The following is an 18,456-nucleotide window of genomic DNA, read 5'->3' on the forward strand; positions in this document are numbered from 1 at the left end:
TACCCGTACCGGCGATCACACCGACCCGATCCCCCAGGTAGCTGCCTTCCCGCCCTGCGCCTGCACCCGCTGCAGAACGCCTTCACGACCCCGCTGACGATCGCGTACCACTGCGCCCCCGGGTGCTCGCGAGGCATCCGGGGCTCGCGCCCGAGCCGCCTCCGGATACGGCTTCGCGCCCGTATGCCGACCGGCCAACCACCTGTCCAGGTCACAGGAATGAGTGCCGTCGTCGATCACACCGGGCCATGGACTGCCGCAGACGTCCTGGCGCCTTCTGGCGGCTCGAGTTCGACCCGGCCCCCATGCTCGTCGTCCACGAACTGGAAGGCGGCCGGTACATGGAGCGGACGACCGCACTCGCGGGCGCCACCACCCACCTGGACACCCCGTTCCCCGTCGCCCCATCGATCCTGCCGATCTCTCCCGGCAGCAGTAAGGCGCCGCGCGCGTAAAACCGTTGTGCCCAGCCCGCAACCGCCGGTAGGAAGACCCCATGACCACCCTCGGCGCCGTCTTCCGCCCCCAACTGCCCCCCGAGCGCCTGCGGGCGATCGCCCGGCTGGCCGACGAGACCGGGCTGGAGGAGCTCTGGCTCTGGGAGGACTGCTTCCGTGAGGCGGGCATCTCCGCCGCGGCCGCCGCGCTCGCCTGGACGGAGCGGGTGCACGTCGGCGTCGGCCTGCTGCCTGTCCCCCTGCGCAACGTCGCCCTCACCGCCATGGAGGCGGCGACCCTGCACCGTATGTTCCCCGGCCGCGCCACCCTCGCCGTCGGACACGGAGTGCAGGACTGGATGGGGCAGGTCGGGGCGCGCGCCGCGTCCCCGCTGACCCTGCTGCGGGAGCACCTGCTCGCCCTGCGCGCCCTGCTCGGCGGGGAGCGCGTGACCACCGACGGGCGGTACGTGAAGCTGGACGACGTGGCGCTCGACTGGCCCCCGGACACAGGCACGAACGTGCAGGTCCTCACCGGGGCCACCGGCCCCCGTACCCTCCGCCTCTCCGGCGAGGCGGCGGACGGCACCGTACTGACCGCGGGGACGCCCCCGGAGGGCGTACGGGACGCGCGCCGGCTCATCGACGAGGGGCGGGAGGCGGCGGCCCGTACCGATCCGCACGAGGTCGTCGTCTACCTCCTCGCCGCCACGGGTGCCGACGCCCCCGCCCGGCTCCGGGCCGAGCTGGCGGCCGAGGGGTTCGGTTCCGTGCCCGAGCTGGGCGTCGCCGGTGACGCGGACGCGGTCGCGAAGGCCGTGCAGCGGCTGGCGGACGCGGGCGCCGACACGGTGATCCTCCAGCCGACCGCGGACGAACCCGACCCCGAGGGCTTCGTACGGTTCGTGGCGCGGGACGTACGCCCCCTCGTGGCATGACCGGCCACCCGCTGTCATGACCAGTTACGAAGAACTCGTCGCCGAGGCCGCCGCCGTCCCCACCGACGGCTGGGACTTCTCCTGGTTCGAGGGACGGGCCACGGAGGAGCGGCCTTCGTGGGGGTACGCGCGCGCGATGGCCGGACGGCTCGCCCGGGCCCGTGCCGCGCTGGACATCCAGACCGGGGGCGGCGAGGTCCTCGCGTCCGCCCCGCGCCTCGCCCCGCTCACCGTCGCCACCGAGGGCTGGCCGCCGAACGTGGCGAGGGCCACCGCCCTGCTCCACCCGCGCGGCGCCGTGGTCGTCGCCTCGCCCGAGGACGCGCCGCTGCCCTTCGCGGACGCGGCGTTCGACCTCGTCACCAGCCGGCATCCGGTGCGCCCGCACTGGGCGGAGATCGCGCGGGTGCTCCAGCCCGGTGGTACGTACTTCGCCCAGCACGTGGGGCCCGCCAGCGTCTACGAACTGGTGGAGTACTTCCTCGGGCCGCAGCCGGCGGAGTCGCGCAACGCCCGCCGTCCCGACCGCGAACGCGCGGACGCCGAGGCCGCCGGCCTGGAGGTCGTCGACCTGCGGGCGGAGCGGCTGCGGATCGAGTTCCTCGACATCGGCGCCGTCGTGCACTTCCTGCGCAAGGTCGTCTGGATGGTGCCCGGCTTCACCGTCGACGCGTACGAACCGCGGCTCCGTGCCCTCCACGAGCGGATCGAGGCGGAGGGCCCCTTCGTGGCCCACAGCACCCGCCACCTCTTCGACGTCCACAAGCCCGTCGGCCGGCCCGCCCGCTGACCCCGGCCACTCGTGCACCGGCAGGCCCTTCACGCGCGAAGTCACGGGTGGCGTCAAGCGGGCGTTGCGGCGCGGCTCACCCCTGCGGGGGTGCGCCGGGGTGTGTCGCCGTCTGTCCCACGAATGGACGCACACCCCCTGAATCCCTCCGGATCTTTGCAAATATCGCCTGATCGCCTTGGATTCCGCCGCCATTCAGCCATGATCACATCAGGAATGCGCCCTTCCGCGACCACCGCCGTGTCGTCGGGCGGTTTCGGAGAGTAGTTGTTTCCCGCCGATGCACGCAGCATCACTTACAAAGGGTTATGGTGGAACCCCCCCCTCGGGCCGGTCCGTCTCCCCCCCACGGACCGGCCCGTTTTTCTTGCCCGGCGCACGCGCCCGGCGCGGCACGCGTTCCGACCCTCGACCCGCCCCGCTCCGGCTCTCCGGCCGCGGGCCGGCGCGCGCGGCTCCTGACCCCGCCGCCCCTTCCGTGTCACGGCTCCCATCCCACCCTGGGGCGGCACTTGGCGGACTCGGCGGTAGGCTTCGCCCCTGGGGACCGCCACCCGGAGACCGTCACACGGGCACGGAGCGCGCCGCATCGCCGCGCCCGCCCGATCCGCTACGGAGGGGCTGACAATCACGTGAACCTGCGCGACAACCTGCGCCGCCTGCTGGTCAGGTTCTACGCCCGCAGGGTGGAGGGCCACCTGGACCACACCGAGGTGCCCAAGCACATCGGCGTGATCATGGACGGCAACCGGCGCTGGGCGAAGGCGGCGGGCAGCACCACGGCCCAGGGGCACCGCGCCGGGGCGGACAAGATCGAGGAGTTCCTCGGCTGGTGCACCGAGACCGACGTCGAGGTCGTCACCCTCTGGCTGCTGTCGACGGACAACTTCGACCGGCCGCAGGAGGAGCTCGGCCCGCTGCTCGGGATCATCGAGAACGTCGTACGGTCCCTCGCCGCGGACGGCCGCTGGCGCGTGCACCACGTGGGCACCCCCGACCTGCTGCCCGCGCAGATGCAGACGGTGCTGAAGGAGGCCGAGGAGTCCACCGCCCATGTGGACGGGATACTGGTCAACGTCGCGATCGGGTACGGCGGCCGTCAGGAGATCGCCGACGCCGTCCGTTCGATGCTGCACGACGCCCACGACAAGGGCATCTCGCTGGAGGAGCTCGCCGAGTCGGTCGACATCGACATGATCGGCCGGCACCTCTACACCAGCGACCAGCCCGATCCGGACCTCGTCATCCGCACCAGCGGCGAGCAGCGGCTGTCCGGTTTCATGCTGTGGCAGACCGCTCACTCGGAGTACTACTTCTGTGAGGTCTTCTGGCCGGCCTTCCGCAAGGTCGACTTCCTCCGCGCGATGCGTGACTACGCCGCGCGCCACCGCCGTTACGGCGGCTGAACCCGTCGGGCCGTACTTCCCTGATGTCCCCCGGTGAACATCCTGTGCGGTGTACAGGAGCCTCACCGGGGCAGACGTAACGAGCAGTTCATCATCGCGCCGTCGTACGGTCTGGCATGGCGGCGCGTGTTCGAGGGCATAGTCCCAGCAGGTCGACATCCGAACCACGGATGTCGCATCCTCAGCGGGCGGCACGGGGCCGTCCGCCCGGGAGGCCCTTTGCACCAGCCCGACCGTGCTGTCGCTGCGCGGAACGAGGAGGCGGAAGGGCCGGTTTCCGGCCCGTGCATCGTGGCCGACGACCGGTCCACTTCTCTTCGTCGCTCCCCGACCTCATCCGAGGGGGTACGTCCTTCCGTGGTGACCAGCGCACAGCGCCACAAGCCAGACCGGCGCACCTACGTTCTCGACACCAGCGTCCTGCTGGCCGATCCCAACGCCCTGAGCCGCTTCGACGAGCACGAGGTCGTGCTGCCGATCGTCGTGGTCACGGAGTTGGAGGCCAAGAGGCACCATCCCGAACTCGGGTACTTCGCCCGGCAGGCACTCCGCCTGCTCGACGATCTCCGGGTGCGCTTCGGCCGCCTCGACGCCCCGATCCCGACCGGGGACCTGGGCGGGACGATCCGTGTCGAGCTCAACCACTCGGACCCCAGCGTGCTGCCCAGCGGCTACCGCCTGGGCGACAACGATTCCCGCATCCTCGCCGTCGCCCGCAACCTGCAGGCCGAGGGGTACGACGTCACCGTCGTCTCCAAGGACCTGCCGCTGAGGATCAAGGCGTCGTCCGTCGGCCTGCTCGCCGAGGAGTACCGGGCCGAGCTCGCCATCACGGACTCCTCCGGCTGGACCGGGATGTCCGAGGTGACCCTGCCGGGCGAACAGGTGGACGTCCTCTTCGAGGCGGGACACGTGTACGTGCCCGAGGCGGCGGACCTGCCCGTGCACACCGGTCTGACGATCCAGTCCGAGCGGGGGAAGGCGCTGGGCCGTGTCACGCCCGAGGGCAACGTCCGTCTCGTGCGCGGCGACCGGGAGGCGTTCGGCCTCAAGGGCCGCAGCGCCGAGCAGCGGATCGCGCTCGACCTGCTGCTCGACCCGGACGTGGGGATCGTGTCGATGGGCGGCCGGGCCGGCACCGGCAAGTCGGCGCTCGCGCTGTGCGCGGGTCTGGAGGCCGTGCTGGAGCGGCGCCAGCACCAGAAGGTGATGGTCTTCCGGCCGCTGTACGCGGTGGGCGGGCAGGAGCTCGGCTATCTGCCCGGCACCGAGGCCGAGAAGATGAGCCCCTGGGCGCAGGCGGTCTTCGACACGCTGTCCGCGGTCACCAGCCGGGAGGTCATCGAGGAGGTCACCGCGCGCGGGATGCTGGAGGTGCTCCCGCTCACCCACATCCGCGGCCGTTCGCTGCACGACGCGTTCGTGATCGTGGACGAGGCGCAGTCGCTGGAGAAGAACGTCCTGCTGACCGTGCTCTCCCGGATCGGGGCCAACTCGAGGGTGGTGCTCACCCATGACGTGGCGCAGCGGGACAACCTGCGGGTGGGGCGGTACGACGGTGTCGTCGCCGTCGTGGAGAAGCTGAAGGGGCATCCGCTCTTCGCCCATGTGACCCTGACCAGGTCAGAGCGGTCGCAGATCGCGGCACTGGTGACCGAGATGCTGGAGGACGGGCAGATCTGAGGCCGCCCACGGGCCCGTAAGGGGCCCCGGACGCGGTGAGTTGTGCGGTGAGTCGGCGCCGTTCGGCAAAGGCGAAGAGCCTAGCCGGGCGGCGCCTTCGCGTGCAGTGGTTTCTGTGAATCCCCTGGGACGTACGAGGTGTGAGCTTTCACACGCATCCCGGAATTGCCTTGCGGCGTTGGCGTACGGCAGAGTCTCGTTCCTGTCAGGCCCCGCATACGACACATCCGTATCCCCAGCGGTATGGAACAGCACACGAACCAGAACTCCATAGCGTCGTCGTATGCCGCCCGAGCACCACGCGGCGCTCCCCGTGCGGGAGTTGCCCACCGGGTCCGTGCCTCCCGTGACCCCGCAGTTGGGAGGCCAGAGCCAGGGGCACGATTGCGTCCGTGAGGGTCACCGGAGCGGGCGATGCTGGAAGGAAACCGTGTGAGCCGGATCTCGGTCCGGGGATTCGCAGTGGCCTCGGCCACCGCGGTCACCGCCGTCGGTAGTGTCGTCGGAGTCGCCTCGGGCAGCACCGCCCAGGACAACGACCTGGAGCTGACGGCCAGCGACGCGACGCTCCTCGCTGACATCCCCGCCGGTCAGCAGGCGCAGGTACAGACCGCCTCCCTGACGCAGCAGGCTGACGTCCAGGCCATCGCCGCGGACAACAGCGCCAGGAAGGCGGCCGAGGAGGCCGCCCGCAAGAAGGCCGCGGACGACGCGGTCAACAAGCAGAAGGCCGCGGAGAAGGCCGAGGCGGCCGCACAGGCCGAGAAGGAGCGCAAGGAGAAGGAAGAGGCCGCCAGCCGCTCCGCCGCGCGCGCCGACGCCTCCGACTTCGTGGTCCAGAGCTCGTACACCGTCGCGCAGGTCCAGGCGATGGCCCAGCAGATGATCCCGGGCGACCAGTTCACCTGCTTCAGCAACATCGTGAACCACGAGTCCAGCTGGAACTACCGGGCGGTCAACGCCTCCTCCGGCGCCTACGGCCTCGTCCAGGCGCTGCCGGGCTCCAAGATGGCGTCCGCCGGTGCCGACTGGCAGACCAACCCGGCCACCCAGATCAAGTGGGGCCTCAACTACATGAACGAGCGCTACGGCAGCCCCTGCGGCGCCTGGTCGTTCTGGCAGGCCAACAACTGGTACTAGGCTCCGCCGCTCAACCTCCGCGAGCCCCTCACCGTCCTTCGGTGAGGGGCTTTCGCCCTGTACGGTCGGAGCCGGCGACCTCGGGGGGCGTGGTCGGGAAAAACGGGGGAAGAGGACGGTTCATGTCGCGAGTACCGAGGTGGCTCAACCGGGTCGGCACCGGAGTCACCGGCTGGGGTGAGCGGCTGGAGCAGCGCCGCAGGGAAGTGGACTCCGAGAACGGCCACGACCCTGCGGCGCACGCGCCACAGCAGGACGGTGTCCCCGTACCGTCCGTCCACGCCCCCGCGGTCCGCCCCGATCCCGCGGCGGCCGTCCCCTGGGGCATGCGGGTCGCGGCCGAGGCCGGCTGGCGGCTGCTCGTCCTCGCGGGCACCCTCTGGGTGCTGATGCGCGTCATCAGCGCCGTCCAGCTCGTGGTGCTGGCCTTCGCGGCGGCGCTGCTCATCACGGCACTGCTGCAGCCGACGGTGGCGCGGCTGCGGCTGCACGGCGTACCGCGCGGACTGGCGACGGCCCTGACCGCGATCCTCGGCTTCGTCGTCATGGGCCTCATCGGCTGGTTCGTGACCTGGCAGGTCATGGAGAACATCGACAACCTCTCCGGCCAGGTGCAGAGCGGCATCGACGAGTTGCGCGGCTGGCTCCTCAACAGCCCGTTCCACGTCACCGAGGACCAGATCAACGACATCGCCAAGAGCCTGCGCGAGGCGGTCGGGTCGAACACCGAGGAGATAACGTCGGCGGGCATCCAGGGCGTGACGGTCATCGTCGAGGCCCTGACGGGCCTGCTGCTGGCGGTGTTCTGCACGCTGTTCCTGCTGTACGACGGCGACCGCATCTGGCAGTGGACGCTGAAGCTGGTGCCGGCGGCGGCCCGGCCGGGTGTCGCCGGGGCGGGCCCGCGGGCGTGGCGGACGCTGACCGCGTACGTGCGCGGCACGGTGATCGTGGCGCTGATCGACGCGATCTTCATCGGGATCGGCATCTACTTCCTCAACGTGCCCATGGCGGTCCCGCTGGCCGTCTTCATCTTCCTCGGCGCCTTCGTCCCGCTGGTGGGCGCCGTGGTGTCGGGCGCGCTGGCCGTGGTCGTCGCGCTGGTCACCCAGGGAGTGTTCACCGCCGTCATGACGCTGGTCGTGGTGCTGGCGGTGCAGCAGATCGAGGGCCACATCCTCCAGCCGTTCATCCTGGGCCGCGCCGTCCGCGTCCACCCGCTGGCGGTCGTCCTCGCGGTGGCGACCGGAGGCCTGGTCGCGGGCATCGGCGGCGCGGTGGTCGCGGTGCCGCTGGTCGCGGTGACGAACACGGTGGTGGCCTCGCTGCACGCGTACTCCCGGCGGCAGGCGCTGCGGAAGGCGCCGCCCTCGCCCGAACCCGCACCTGAAGCCGCGCCCGCGCAGGCACCGGCGCCCACCGACTGACGGCGCCGCCGCGCCCCTCAGGGGCGCGGGGAACTGCGCGGCCGGCCACGACGAACCCGCAGCCGTGCACCGGATCGCCGGCGGAGCCTACTCCGCCAGCACCGCCTCCGCGTCCAGCGTGACACCCGCCGCGTGCACCACCGAGGCGATCCGGAACGCCTCCTGGACGGTCTCCCGGGCGACGCCCGCCCGGCGCAGGGCCTGCTCGTGGGAGTCGAGGCACACCCCGCACCCGTTGAGGGCGGAGACCGCGAGCGCCCAGAGCTCGAAGTCCACCCGGTCGACGCCCGGGTCGCGGGTGACGTTCATCCGCAGCCCGGACCGCAGCGCGCCGTACTCGTGGTCCGACAACAGGTGCCGGGTGCGGAAGAAGACGTTGTTCATCGCCATCACCGAGGCGGCGGCCCGCGCGGCCCCGTACGCCTGTGGTGAGAGGCGCTCCCGCGCCTCCGGTCCCAGTGCGCGCAGGACGGCGGGCGAGCGGGAGGCGACCGCCGTCGCCAGCACCGTGCCCCACAGCTGCTGCGCGGGCAGCGGTGAGCCGCCGACGACCGCCCTCAGGTTGCGCCGCAGATCCTCGGCGTAGTCCGGGAGGGAAGCGACGAGCGCGTCGAGGGACATGAACGGTCATCCAATCGGTCAAATGAGCACCGAACACATTCTGTTCGCACCGCCGGACACTCCATCTGCTGTCAGGTGGCGGCAGGTGAGAAGAGACCGTACGCGGCGCCCTTCCCCGCTGCTACACATACCCCCTCGGAACCACGCGTCAGGCGCACTGCGGACAGGGGGAGCGATGTCGGACCGTCGGATTTCCCTCGACCGGGCCGGTTACGGCCTCCTGTCGCGCACCCTCGCGGAGTGCGGACGGGACGAGGCCACGGGAGAGTTGCGGGTCGGTGGAAGACCCGGCGGCGCCTTCCACCTGCGGGGCGGACTCGTCGTCGCCGTGGAGAGCCCGGGCGCGCCCGGCCCCGAGGCCCTGCTCCTGCGTTCGGGAAGGGTCAGCGGTGAGCAGTGGGACGGACTGCTGCGCGAGCCCGGTGCCGGGCGCTGGCCGGAGGCGGGGCTGATCGCCCACGGGTACGCGGGCGCCGCGCAGCTGCGGGTGGTCCGTGTGTCGGCGCTCCAGGACGCGGTGTTCGCCGTCGTCGTGGGCCGCGTGGAGACGGTCGAACCGCTCGCGGCGCCCTCCGGGGCCGGCCCCGTGGCGCCGGTGGCCGTCGGCGAGAGCCCGCTGCGGCTGCTCCAGGAGGCGACCCGCAAGCTCACCGCCCTGGCCGCGCTGCCGTGCCCGGTCCTGCCCGACCGTGAACGTCCCGTCCCCGCCTCCGGGGCCGACCCGGACGACTCCCGGCTGCCGCCCGTCCGACGGGACCTCCTCACCCGGGCCGACGGCCGCCGCACCGCCCGCGACCTCGCCTTCCTCACCGGGCGCGGGGTCTACCCGGTGACCGTCGAGGTCGCCCGCATGCTCGCCGAGGGCCTGCTGGCGTGCGCCGACGTCCCGCCCGTCCCGGTGCACATCCCGCCGACGGGGGTGCTGCCCCTGGGACGGGAGGCACCGGCCGAGGAACCGACCGCGAGACCGGCCGAGGAACCGGCCGAGGAACCGGCCGAGGAACCGGCCGGGAAGCCCGTCGCCGACGAACAGCCCGTACGCCTCGGCGAACTGGTACGGCTCGGCGCCCCCGAGCCGCCGCCGGAGCGGACCGTACGGCCCGACCGCCCCCCGCCCCCCGCACCGCCCGCCGCCCCACCGCGCAGACAGCTTCCCCGGCGCAGCCCGGGGGCCAGCGGCATCACCGAGACCCTCGCCGCCGCGCACCGCGAGGCGAGCTGGAAAGGGTTCTTCCGCCTGCGGAACCGAATCTGAAGGAGAGCAAGCTCATGGACCACGAGGCTTTGGCCAGGGAGATGCGGGGCCTGCGCGAGCAGGTCACCGGCGTCACCGACACCGCGGTGGCCGCCGCCGACGGACTCCTCATAGCCGCCGACACGGCCGACGACATCGACCCGGAGGGGCTCGCCGCCATCGCCGCCGCGGGACTCGGACTCGCCCGCCGTACGGCGGCGGCGACCGGACGCGGCACCCTGCACCAGACGGTCACCCACGGCAGCCTCGGCTGCGCCGCCGTCTACGCGGTGGGGGAGAGCGCGCTGATGGTGGTCCTCGGCGACGAGGGCGTCGACCTGGACCGGCTGCACGAGCGGACCCGCCCGGCCCTCACCCGTATCGGCTCGATCCTGACGGCACCGCGGACGGTGCCGCCGGTGGGAGCCGTGCCGGGGGCCGGGGCCGAGGCGGTGTGAGGAGGTGGCGACCAAGCGTATGAACGCGAACTTCTCCGACCAGGTGATGAGCCTGGTCAAGATGCTGCGCACCGAGGCCCCCGACTGCGTCGCCTCGGGGGTGGTCGACATGTCCACCGGCATGCTGCTGTCGTACGAGACCGTCGACAACCATCCGCCGGAGGTCCTCGACCTGCTGGCCGGCGCCACGCTCGACCTGTTCCAGGGCCGTACGGTCCAGATGATCGAGGACGTGTTCAAGGAGCGCCGCGGCATCAGCGGCGACCAGCACTTCTTCCAGGAGATCCTGGTCAACAGCGAGAACCTCACCCACCTGTTCATCCGCATGAACGACCAGCAGGACGTCGTCGCCGTGGTGGTCTGCCGCAAGTCGGTGAACGTGGGCATGCTGTTCGCCCAGGCCAGGAGGGCGGTGCAGAACCACAGCCTCTGAGGGCGCACACACGCGCGCGGGCCCCCTCCGGTCGCGGGAGGGGGCCCGTGTCATGCGGCGCGGTCACTCCGTGCGCAGTCCGTCCGGCCGCATCAGCCTCAGCAGCGGCGGCAGGCTGAGCAGGGTGACCGCCAGCACCACGGCCGCGCCGAAGCCGGTCATCGACCACACGCTCACCCAGTCGACGACCACCGGGACGGCCGTCATCTTCAGCAGGACCGCACCCAGGGCCAGCCCGACGGTCATGGACAGCGCCAGCCCGAGCGCGATCGGCACCGCGGTCTGCCACAGCACCGACAGGCTCAGGGTGCGGCGCCGGGTACCGAAGGCGACCAGCGCGGACAGCAGCTTCCTCCGCTCGCGCAGCTGCTCCAGCTGGGAGACCAGCAGGCTCGCTCCGATCAGGAACAGCACACAGGCGGCGCCCACGAACAGACCGGTGCGGATGGAGTCGAAGCGTTCGCTCCGCTCGACGGACGCCCACTGCGAGGGCTCGCTGTACGGGTCGACGGCCGCCGCCGTGTTCCGGACGTGCTCGGGCGCGTCCGGCACGGACCGGTCGATGCCGAGGAACACCTCGTGGGAGACCGCCCCTTCGGCCCCCTCGGGCAGGGCGCTCGGCGTGAAGAGGAAGCCGCCGCGACGCATACCGGTCGGGTCGTCCACCGACTGCGCCTCCTTCAGGGTTCCCGGGACGGTCCACCCGGTCGGCTCCCCCGGGGAGTCCTGAGCCGCGTCGAACCACAGGGTCCGGCCGGCCTTCGCCAGCTCGGGCGTGGCCTCGTCGTACGCGGCGCCGTTCACCACGAAGACGTCGCCGTCCTGGCAGGAGGGCAGAGCCGCCACCTCGCGCAGGGTCCGGCAGTCGCCGACGGTCACCTCGGAGATGAGTTCGGCCTCGTCGCCCGGCCGGTCGTTCGCATAGGTCGAGGAGAGGGCGTACACCGCGTCGACGCCCTCGGTCGCGCGGAACTCCTCCGCGACCGTGTCGAGTGCGGTCCCCTCGGGAACCCGCACGGACATCTGCGCCCGGCTCAGGTCCTTCCCCGAGTCCCGCGTGTACTGGCTCTCGGCGCCGGCGAACAGCATCTGCAGGGCGATCGCGCCCGCCACCGCCACCGCGATGCCGTTGACCATGCGGGCCGCCGAGCCACTGCTCACCTGGAGCCTGCGGACGGCGAGCTGCCAGGAGACCGGTCCGGCGCCGAGGCGCGCGACGACCGTCTCGACGACCCACGGCAGCAGCGCGGTGACGCCGACGAGCAGCAGGACGACACCGCCGGTCACGAGGTACTGGTTGAAGTTCCCGTCGTCGCCGCCCTGGCCGATCATCGGGGCGAGCATCGCGAGTCCGACCACCGGCAGCAGCAGCCGCCACCACAGCCGGCGCCGGGCGGGCCGGGACAGGCGCACCACGCCGAGCGGCTCGATCACCACACCGCGCAGCGCGAGCAGGGTGACCAGCACCGCCGCGGCGGGAACCGCGACGGCGACCAGCACGGCCAGCAGGGGCGAGGGGCTCAGGTAGCTCGGGTACACGCTGATCTCGAGCAGTTCCACCGACCCCGCCAGCTGACGTGCCAGCAGGAAGAAGACCGCGCCGAAGAGAAGGCCGAGCAGGGCACCCGCGAGGGCCTCGCCGGCGGCGATCCGCCGGGTCATCCGGCTGTCGGAGCCGATCAGCCGGAGCGCCGCGAGCCGCCGGTCGCGCCGCTCGCCCCCGAACCGCACCGCGGTGGCGATGAAGACGCCCACCGGCATCAGCAGGACCACGAAGACGACCAGGACCATCAGGAGCAGGACGGGGTCCCACGGCTCGGACGGCTGGGGCTCGCGGTCACCGAAGCCGTCGATCCGGGCCACCGCAGCGGCGGTGTCGATCCGGGACTCCAGGTCCTCGCCGCCCCGGACGAAGACGAGCTCCGCGGGGCCGACCAGCCCGCTCTCCCCGATGGTGCCGACGATCCGTTCCGGCAGCCGCTCCCGGAGCAGCCGGCCCTCGCCGGACGCCAGCAGCTCCTCCAGCGCGGGGGACACCACCATCTCGCCGGGGGCGGGCAGCTTCGACACGCCCGGCGGCGCCGGTGCGTGGGGGCCGTCGGGCTCCACCTCCCGGCCACGGATGTTCGCGCCGTGGTAGGTGGTGCTCACGTTCGCGACCAGGATCGTGTCGTCCCCCTTCGGGACGTCCTCCCAGGAGAAGGTGATGTCGGTGCGGGCGTCCTCCCGCGCGTCACGCGCCGCCAGCGCGTTCGGTATCGCCGTGGTGAGCAGCAGCAGCGCCACCCCCAGCCCGACGCCGACGCCGGTGAGCAGCAGCCGCACCCACCCCTCACGGCCGCCCGTCAACGCGAATCTGACGCCCAGGGCCAGGTCCCGCGACCACTGCCGCACGTTCATACGATCCGCTCCATGTCCCGCGACTTCCCGTCCCGTACGACGACCTCCCGGTCGGAGTACGCGGCGACCCGTGCCTCGTGGGTGACCAGGACGACGGCCGCGTTGGTGGACCGGGCGGCCTCCGTGAGCAGCTCCATCACGCGCTCGCCGTTGAGCGAGTCCAGGGCGCCGGTCGGCTCGTCGGCGAAGAGCACGCGCGGGTTCGTCACCAGCGCGCGGGCCACGGCGACGCGCTGTCCCTGGCCGCCGGAGACCTCACCGGGCCGCTTGCCCTTCAGGCCGTCGACCTCCAGGCGCTCCATCCAGGTGAGGGCGGCGCGCTCGGCCTCCTTGCGGGAGGTGCCGTTCAGCCGCAGCGGCAGGGCGACGTTCTCCACGCAGGTCAGCTCGGGCACGAGCTGGCCGAACTGGAAGACGAAGCCGAACTCCGAGCGCCGCAGGGCGCTGCGCTGCGAGTCGTTCATGGTCGCCATCTCGCGGCCGCTGTAGGTGATCGAGCCGGAGTCGGGGGTGACGATCCCGGCGAGGCAGTGCAGCAGGGTCGACTTGCCGGAGCCGGAGGGGCCCATCACGGCGACGACCTCGCCGGGGTGGATGGAGAAGGAGGCGCCGTCCAGGGCGGTGGTCGGGCCGTACGCCTTGCGCAGGTCGTGGGCGGTGAGCAGGGAGCCGGCGGGGGGCGTCGCGGTGGCGGTCATCGGGTCACCGCCTCGGCGAGCCGGTCCAGCCGGGCGGCGGTCAGCTCCAGCCAGCGCAGGTCGGCCTCCAGGTGGAACAGGGCGTGGTCGCAGATCAGCTGGTCGGCGAGGTCGCCCTGGCGCTTGCGGTCGGTGAGGATGCGCATCAGGCGCAGGTGCTCGGAGCGCTGGGTGTCGAGGAGCTCGGCGGCGTTCCGGTGGGTGAGGAGGGCCAGGACGACCTTGGTGTAGAGGGTCGACTGGAGGTACGGCTCCGGCTTCTCGGGCGTGGCGAGCCATTGCTGGACGTCCGTGACGCCTGCGTCGGTGATCGCGTACCGCTTCCGCTCGGGCCCGCCGCCCGGCTCGATGCCGTCGACCTCGACGAGGCCGTTCTTCAGCAGCCGCGACATCGTCGAGTAGACCTGGCCGTAGTGCAGCGGCCGGTCGTGACCGAACTTCTCGTCGAAGGCCCGCTTCAGGTCGTAACCGTGGCGGGGTCCGGACTCCAGGAGTCCCAGGAGGGTGTGACCAATGGACATGCCGAGGACTCTACACAGTGCGTATACCTGCCGTGTATACGTCCTGTGCATACATCGTGAGCCGAGTGCCGAATCCGCAGGTCAACGGCGATTGTCACGGTTCCGCCACGAAGGCGGTCCCGGCTCGCGAGCCCGCGGGGGCAACCTTTCGCCCTTCCCCGACGTCGGTTCGGTAGGGCGCGCGTGCTGATTCTCACGCCTTGAAAAGCCGGTATGACAAGCCTTTGTCACAGCCCGCGGTGTTAGCTTTCTGGGTCGACCGACGACACACGGGTGACAGGCGAGAAGGACGAGCAGGAAGCGAGCGGACCACCACCATGGGACGAGCGGAAGAGAGACGAGCGCGGCAGCGCCGGGGCCGCCGCGCGGCGCCCAGGCGCTCGTCCGGGGGAGCCGGCGGCAAGGGCGGGATAGGCCGCTTCTTCACCTTCAGGAAGCTCCTCGGCGCGTTCTTCACCCTCTGCCTGCTCGGGATGCTCGGCTTCGTCGCGCTGTACCTGCTCATCGGCGTCCCCGCGGGGAACGCGGCCGCACAGCAGCAGTCCAACGTCTACAAGTACAGCGACGGCAGCACGCTCGCCCGCAGCGGCGAAGGCGTCAACCGGCAGATCGTCGACCTCGCCGAGGTCCCCAAGGACGTCCAGCGCACGTTCGTGGCCGCCGAGAACAAGTCGTTCTACGACGACGCGGGCGTCGACTTCAAGGGCACGGCCCGCGGTCTGATCAACACGCTCTCCGGCAAGGGCAAGCAGGGTGGCTCGACGATCACCCAGCAGTACGTGAAGAACTACTACCTCACCTCCGACCAGACGATCAGCCGCAAGCTCAAGGAGCTGGTCATCTCGCTGAAGGTGGACCGCGAGAAGAGCAAGGACGAGATCCTCGCGGGCTACATCAACACCAGCTACTACGGCCGCGGCGCCTACGGCATCCAGGCCGCCGCCCAGGCGTACTACCGCGTGGACGCCGACAGGCTGACCGTCGAGCAGGGCGCCTACCTCGCCGCGCTGCTCCAGGCCCCGAGCCAGTACGACTGGGCCGTCGCCTCCGACACGAGCAAGAAGCTCGTCCGGGAGCGCTGGGACTACGTGCTGAACAACATGGTCGAGATGAAGTGGCTGGACAAGGCCCAGCGCGACGCCATGGAGTTCCCCGTCCCGCAGGAGCCGCAGGGCGCGCCGGGCCTGGAGGGCCAGACCGGATACCTGGTGGAGGCGGCCAACAAGGAACTGGCGCGGCAGCTCGTCGCCCAGGGTTCGGCCACCGACACCGACGAGGCCCTGGCGATGGTCGACAAGGGCGGCTGGACCGTCACGCTGAACGTCGACAAGAAGAAGCAGACGCAGCTGGAGGAGTCCGTCAAGGACACCCTCACCAGCAAGCTGGACCCGGAGAAGCGGGACGTCGACGGCGACGTGCAGGCCGGCGCCGTCTCGGTCGACCCGAAGACCGGCAAGGTCCTCGCGATGTACGGCGGGGTGGACTACGTCCAGCACTTCACCAACAACGCCACGCGCGCCGACTACCAGCCCGCCTCCACCTTCAAGCCCGTCATCCTCGCCGCCGCCGTCGAGGAGGAGGCGACGACGCAGGAGGGGCAGCCGATCACCGCGAGCACCGTCTACGACGGTGACAGCGAGCGGCCGGTCGTCGACGCGAACGGTGAGGAGGTCGGGTTCGCCCCGCCGAACGAGGACGACGTCGACTACGGGCCCGTCACCGTGCAGTCCGCCATGAACAAGTCCGTCAACTCCGTGTTCGCGCAGATGGGCGTCGACGTCGGCATGGAGAAGGTGATGGAGGTCGCGGGCAAGCTCGGCATGGACGTCGAGGACGAGCAGGCGGTGCCCGCCCAGACCCTCGGCTCCATGGGCGCGAGCCCGCTGGAGATGGCCGGCGTCTACGCCACCCTCGACAACCACGGCCGTAAGGTCACCCCGGCGATCGTGGCCTCCGCCGAGCACAAGGACGGCTCGGTCGAGATGCCCGACGCGATCGGCGAGCAGGTCATCAGCCGCACGGCCGCCGACACGGTCACCTCGGTGCTCACCGGCGTGGTCGACGACGGTACGGCCCAGAAGTCGGTGCGCGACAACCCGCAGCGCCGCGGCCAGCAGGTGGCCGGCAAGACCGGTACCTCCGACGACAACAAGTCGGCGTGGTTCACCGGCTACACCCCGAACCTGGTCACCTCGGTCGGCCTGTTCGGCGAGGACTCCGAGACGCACGCCCAGGTCACCCTCCAGGGCGCGACCGGCACCCTGCCGGGCAAGGGCCGCGTCGCCGGCGGTGGCTTCCCGGCGAAGATCTGGGCCGAGTACACCTTCGGCGCGATGGGCGACGTGTCCCGGTTCGACCTGGAGACCAACCAGGGCGCCGCGGTCCAGCCGACCGAGACGGCCACGGTCGAGGAGACGCCGACGCAGACCCCGTCCGAGACGCCGACCAGCGAGGAGCCGTCCTCGTCACCGCCCCCGTCGGAGACCCCGACCGACGAGACGACGACGTCGGAGCCCCCGGACACCGGCGAGAGCGGTTCGGGCAGCCCGTCCGTCAGCCCGCCGGCGAGCTCGGCGAGCGAGTCGCCCCCGGCCGGGGAGGAGGACGGGAACGGGAGCGGCAACGGGTGGTGGCAGGGGAACGGCCAGTAGGCGGTGACGGGGTGGCCCGTGAGGCCACCCCGTCGACGTGACTACATGCCGTTCACGTTCTTCGCGATCCGGTCGCCGAGCTCCTTGTCGATGTTGCGCCAGTACTGCAGCGCGCGGTCCAGCACCGGCCGGGAGACCCCCTGCCGCAGGTGCCCGGTGACGTTGGAGACCAGCCGGTCCCGCGCCGCGTCGTCGAGGACCTGCCGGACCTGTGTGCCCGCCTGCCCGAAGTCGTCGTCCTCGCGGTGCAGCCGGTACGCCTCGCGCACCATCTCGCCCGCCGTCCGCCAGCCCGCGACGTCGCCGAACTGCGTCACGGCCGCGGCCGGCCCGCCGTAGGAGTTGGGCGCGTACGGCATCGCCGTGTCGGCGGGCTTGTAGCGCATCGGGCCGTCCTTGGCGTACGAGTGCACCTGCGAGCGCGGCCGGTTGGGCGGCAGCTGCGTGTAGTTCGGGCCGATGCGGTAGCGGTGCGTGTCCGGGTACGAGAAGAGCCGGCCGAGCAGCATCTTGTCCGGGGACGGGCCGATGCCGGGCACCATGTTGGACGGCTCGAACGCGGCCTGCTCGATATGGACGAAATGGTCCGGCGGGTTCTTGTCCAGGGTCATCCGGCCGACCTCGATCAGCGGGTAGTCGCCGTGCGGCCACACCTTCGTCAGGTCGAACGGGTTGAACCGGTAGTCGGGTGCGTCGTCGAACGGCATCACCTGCACATGGACCGTCCAGGACGGGTGCTCGCCGCGCTCGATCGCCTCGTACAGGTCGCGGCGGTGCACGTCGGCGTCCCGGCCGGCGAGGTCGTCGGCCTCGGCCTGGGTGAGGAACTCGATGCCCTGGTCGGTCTTGATGTGGTATTTGACCCAGAACCGCTCGCCACCGGCGTTGACCCACATGTAGGTGTGGGACGAGTAGCCGTTCATGTGGCGGTACGTCCGCGGAATGCCCCGGTCGCCCATGAGCCACGTCACCTGGTGCGCGGACTCGGGCGAGAGGGTCCAGAAGTCCCACTGCATGTCGTTGTTCCGCAGCCCGGTGACCGGGTGGCGCTTCTGCGAGCGGATGAAGTCCTGGAACTTCATCGGGTCGCGGACGAAGAAGACCGGGGTGTTGTTGCCGACCAGGTCGTAGTTGCCGTGCTCGGTGTAGAACTTGAGCGCGAAGCCGCGCGGGTCGCGCCAGGTGTCGGGGGAGCCGAGCTCGCCCGCCACGGTGGAGAACCGGGCGAGCATCTCGGTGCGTTTGCCCGGCTGGAAGAGGTCCGCCTTGGTGAACTGGCTGACGTCGTTGGTGATCTCGAGGAAGCCGTACGCGCCACTGCCCTTGGCGTGCACCACTCGCTCGGGGACCCGTTCCCGGTTGAACTGGGCCATCTTCTCGATCAGATAGTGGTCCTGGAGCAGGATCGGGCCGTTGGAACCCACGGTGAGCGAGTGCTCGTCGCTCTCCACCGGTATGCCCGCGTTGGTCGTGCTGTACGGAACCGACTGCGGTACCTGGGACACGAGCGTCCTCCTGTCGGGACGAGGGTGAGGGTGTGCGAAGGTCGCTCCGTTCGGTTGGTTCAGCTCAGCAGTCAACTCCGCCGACAGGGTGTCGGCAAGATTTGGACGGGGTCT

Annotated in this window: 16 protein-coding genes; 11 read left to right on the top strand and 5 right to left on the bottom strand. The window is 71.3% G+C overall.

The genetic code is table 11. The features are described 5' to 3' along the window. The first annotated feature begins 248 nt into the window (after positions 1-248). The 7 genes from IEZ04_RS03080 (at position 249) to IEZ04_RS03110 (ending at position 7,821) form a co-directional block, all read left to right on the top strand. Entirely contained in the window at positions 249-455 is a 207-nt protein-coding gene (locus IEZ04_RS03080) for a hypothetical protein (protein WP_229820804.1), read from the top strand. A 41-nt stretch (positions 456-496) separates the two neighbouring features. Further along, complete coding sequence (locus IEZ04_RS03085; RefSeq protein ID WP_189215010.1) at positions 497-1,375, top strand: LLM class flavin-dependent oxidoreductase; 879 nt, start codon at positions 497-499, stop codon at positions 1,373-1,375. A 16-nt stretch (positions 1,376-1,391) separates the two neighbouring features. Continuing rightward, complete coding sequence (locus tag IEZ04_RS03090) at positions 1,392-2,165, top strand: class I SAM-dependent methyltransferase (protein ID WP_189215011.1); 774 nt, start codon at positions 1,392-1,394, stop codon at positions 2,163-2,165. A 632-nt stretch (positions 2,166-2,797) separates the two neighbouring features. Continuing rightward, entirely contained in the window at positions 2,798-3,571 is a 774-nt protein-coding gene (locus IEZ04_RS03095; protein WP_189215012.1) for an isoprenyl transferase, read from the top strand. A gap of 357 nt (positions 3,572-3,928) precedes the next feature. After that, positions 3,929-5,254, top strand: a complete 1,326-nt coding sequence (gene phoH2, locus IEZ04_RS03100; RefSeq protein ID WP_189215013.1) for an RNA 5'-3' helicase PhoH2 — start codon at positions 3,929-3,931, stop codon at positions 5,252-5,254. A gap of 432 nt (positions 5,255-5,686) precedes the next feature. Then, positions 5,687-6,394 carry an aggregation-promoting factor C-terminal-like domain-containing protein gene (locus tag IEZ04_RS03105; protein ID WP_428838039.1) on the top strand — a complete coding sequence of 236 codons (708 nt, stop codon included), beginning with the start codon at positions 5,687-5,689 and terminating at the stop codon, positions 6,392-6,394. 122 nt (positions 6,395-6,516) lie between these two features. Continuing rightward, positions 6,517-7,821: an AI-2E family transporter gene (locus IEZ04_RS03110; RefSeq protein ID WP_189215015.1), complete on the top strand. Its 1,305-nt coding sequence runs from the start codon at positions 6,517-6,519 to the stop codon at positions 7,819-7,821. 87 nt (positions 7,822-7,908) lie between these two features. Here IEZ04_RS03110 and ahpD read toward each other — a convergent pair whose 3' ends face one another. After that, positions 7,909-8,442, bottom strand: coding sequence for an alkylhydroperoxidase, AhpD family (gene ahpD / locus IEZ04_RS03115; protein ID WP_189215016.1), 534 nt, complete (start codon positions 8,440-8,442; stop codon positions 7,909-7,911). Between the two features lie 175 nt (positions 8,443-8,617). Here ahpD and IEZ04_RS03120 point away from each other — a divergent pair, with 175 nt between their 5' ends. Genes IEZ04_RS03120 through IEZ04_RS03130 form a run of 3 tightly spaced genes read left to right on the top strand, consistent with a single transcriptional unit; the run spans position 8,618 to position 10,567 of the window. Further along, complete coding sequence (locus IEZ04_RS03120; RefSeq protein WP_189215017.1) at positions 8,618-9,697, top strand: MarR family transcriptional regulator; 1,080 nt, start codon at positions 8,618-8,620, stop codon at positions 9,695-9,697. A 14-nt stretch (positions 9,698-9,711) separates the two neighbouring features. Further along, a complete protein-coding gene (locus tag IEZ04_RS03125; RefSeq protein WP_189215018.1) occupies positions 9,712-10,134 on the top strand; it encodes a roadblock/LC7 domain-containing protein in 423 nt (140 codons plus the stop codon). A 4-nt stretch (positions 10,135-10,138) separates the two neighbouring features. Further along, positions 10,139-10,567 (top strand): hypothetical protein, encoded by a 429-nt coding sequence (locus tag IEZ04_RS03130; RefSeq protein ID WP_229820805.1) that lies wholly within the window; start codon positions 10,139-10,141, stop codon positions 10,565-10,567. 63 nt (positions 10,568-10,630) lie between these two features. Here the strand turns inward: IEZ04_RS03130 and IEZ04_RS03135 are convergent, their stop codons facing one another. The 3 genes from IEZ04_RS03135 to IEZ04_RS03145 are packed head-to-tail and all read right to left on the bottom strand — an operon-like array spanning position 10,631 to position 14,186. Next, positions 10,631-12,967, bottom strand: a complete 2,337-nt coding sequence (locus IEZ04_RS03135; protein ID WP_189215019.1) for an ABC transporter permease — start codon at positions 12,965-12,967, stop codon at positions 10,631-10,633. Continuing rightward, on the bottom strand, positions 12,964-13,665 hold the full coding sequence (locus IEZ04_RS03140; protein WP_189215020.1) for an ABC transporter ATP-binding protein: 702 nt from the start codon (positions 13,663-13,665) through the stop codon (positions 12,964-12,966). Before IEZ04_RS03140 ends, IEZ04_RS03135 begins: the two co-directional genes overlap by 4 nt. Further along, positions 13,662-14,186 carry a PadR family transcriptional regulator gene (locus tag IEZ04_RS03145; RefSeq protein ID WP_189215021.1) on the bottom strand — a complete coding sequence of 175 codons (525 nt, stop codon included), beginning with the start codon at positions 14,184-14,186 and terminating at the stop codon, positions 13,662-13,664. The genes IEZ04_RS03140 and IEZ04_RS03145 overlap by 4 nt, the downstream gene beginning before the upstream one ends. 317 nt (positions 14,187-14,503) lie before the next feature. On the opposite strand from IEZ04_RS03145, the gene IEZ04_RS03150 reads away from it, so the two are divergent. Further along, positions 14,504-16,837: a transglycosylase domain-containing protein gene (locus tag IEZ04_RS03150; protein WP_189215022.1), complete on the top strand. Its 2,334-nt coding sequence runs from the start codon at positions 14,504-14,506 to the stop codon at positions 16,835-16,837. A 41-nt stretch (positions 16,838-16,878) separates the two neighbouring features. Here the strand turns inward: IEZ04_RS03150 and IEZ04_RS03155 are convergent, their stop codons facing one another. Next, entirely contained in the window at positions 16,879-18,342 is a 1,464-nt protein-coding gene (locus tag IEZ04_RS03155) for a catalase (protein ID WP_189215023.1), read from the bottom strand. Positions 18,343-18,456: the final 114 nt, after the last annotated feature.

This window comes from Streptomyces ruber (genome assembly GCF_014648075.1).
Classification (GTDB): domain Bacteria; phylum Actinomycetota; class Actinomycetes; order Streptomycetales; family Streptomycetaceae; genus Streptomyces; species Streptomyces ruber.

What these genes read in the sequence shown, in the direction of transcription:
- IEZ04_RS03125 (WP_189215018.1), top strand. Translation starts at nt 9,712, where the DNA reads ATGGACCACGAGGCTTTGGCCAGGGAGATGCGGGGCCTGCGCGAGCAG.
- IEZ04_RS03110 (WP_189215015.1), top strand. Translation starts at nt 6,517, where the DNA reads ATGTCGCGAGTACCGAGGTGGCTCAACCGGGTCGGCACCGGAGTCACC.
- IEZ04_RS03150 (WP_189215022.1), top strand. Translation starts at nt 14,504, where the DNA reads ATGGGACGAGCGGAAGAGAGACGAGCGCGGCAGCGCCGGGGCCGCCGC.
- IEZ04_RS03080 (WP_229820804.1), top strand. Translation starts at nt 249, where the DNA reads ATGGACTGCCGCAGACGTCCTGGCGCCTTCTGGCGGCTCGAGTTCGAC.
- IEZ04_RS03120 (WP_189215017.1), top strand. Translation starts at nt 8,618, where the DNA reads ATGTCGGACCGTCGGATTTCCCTCGACCGGGCCGGTTACGGCCTCCTG.
- IEZ04_RS03085 (WP_189215010.1), top strand. Translation starts at nt 497, where the DNA reads ATGACCACCCTCGGCGCCGTCTTCCGCCCCCAACTGCCCCCCGAGCGC.
- IEZ04_RS03090 (WP_189215011.1), top strand. Translation starts at nt 1,392, where the DNA reads ATGACCAGTTACGAAGAACTCGTCGCCGAGGCCGCCGCCGTCCCCACC.
- ahpD (WP_189215016.1), bottom strand. Translation starts at nt 8,442, where the DNA reads ATGTCCCTCGACGCGCTCGTCGCTTCCCTCCCGGACTACGCCGAGGAT.
- IEZ04_RS03145 (WP_189215021.1), bottom strand. Translation starts at nt 14,186, where the DNA reads ATGTCCATTGGTCACACCCTCCTGGGACTCCTGGAGTCCGGACCCCGC.
- IEZ04_RS03135 (WP_189215019.1), bottom strand. Translation starts at nt 12,967, where the DNA reads ATGAACGTGCGGCAGTGGTCGCGGGACCTGGCCCTGGGCGTCAGATTC.
- IEZ04_RS03140 (WP_189215020.1), bottom strand. Translation starts at nt 13,665, where the DNA reads ATGACCGCCACCGCGACGCCCCCCGCCGGCTCCCTGCTCACCGCCCAC.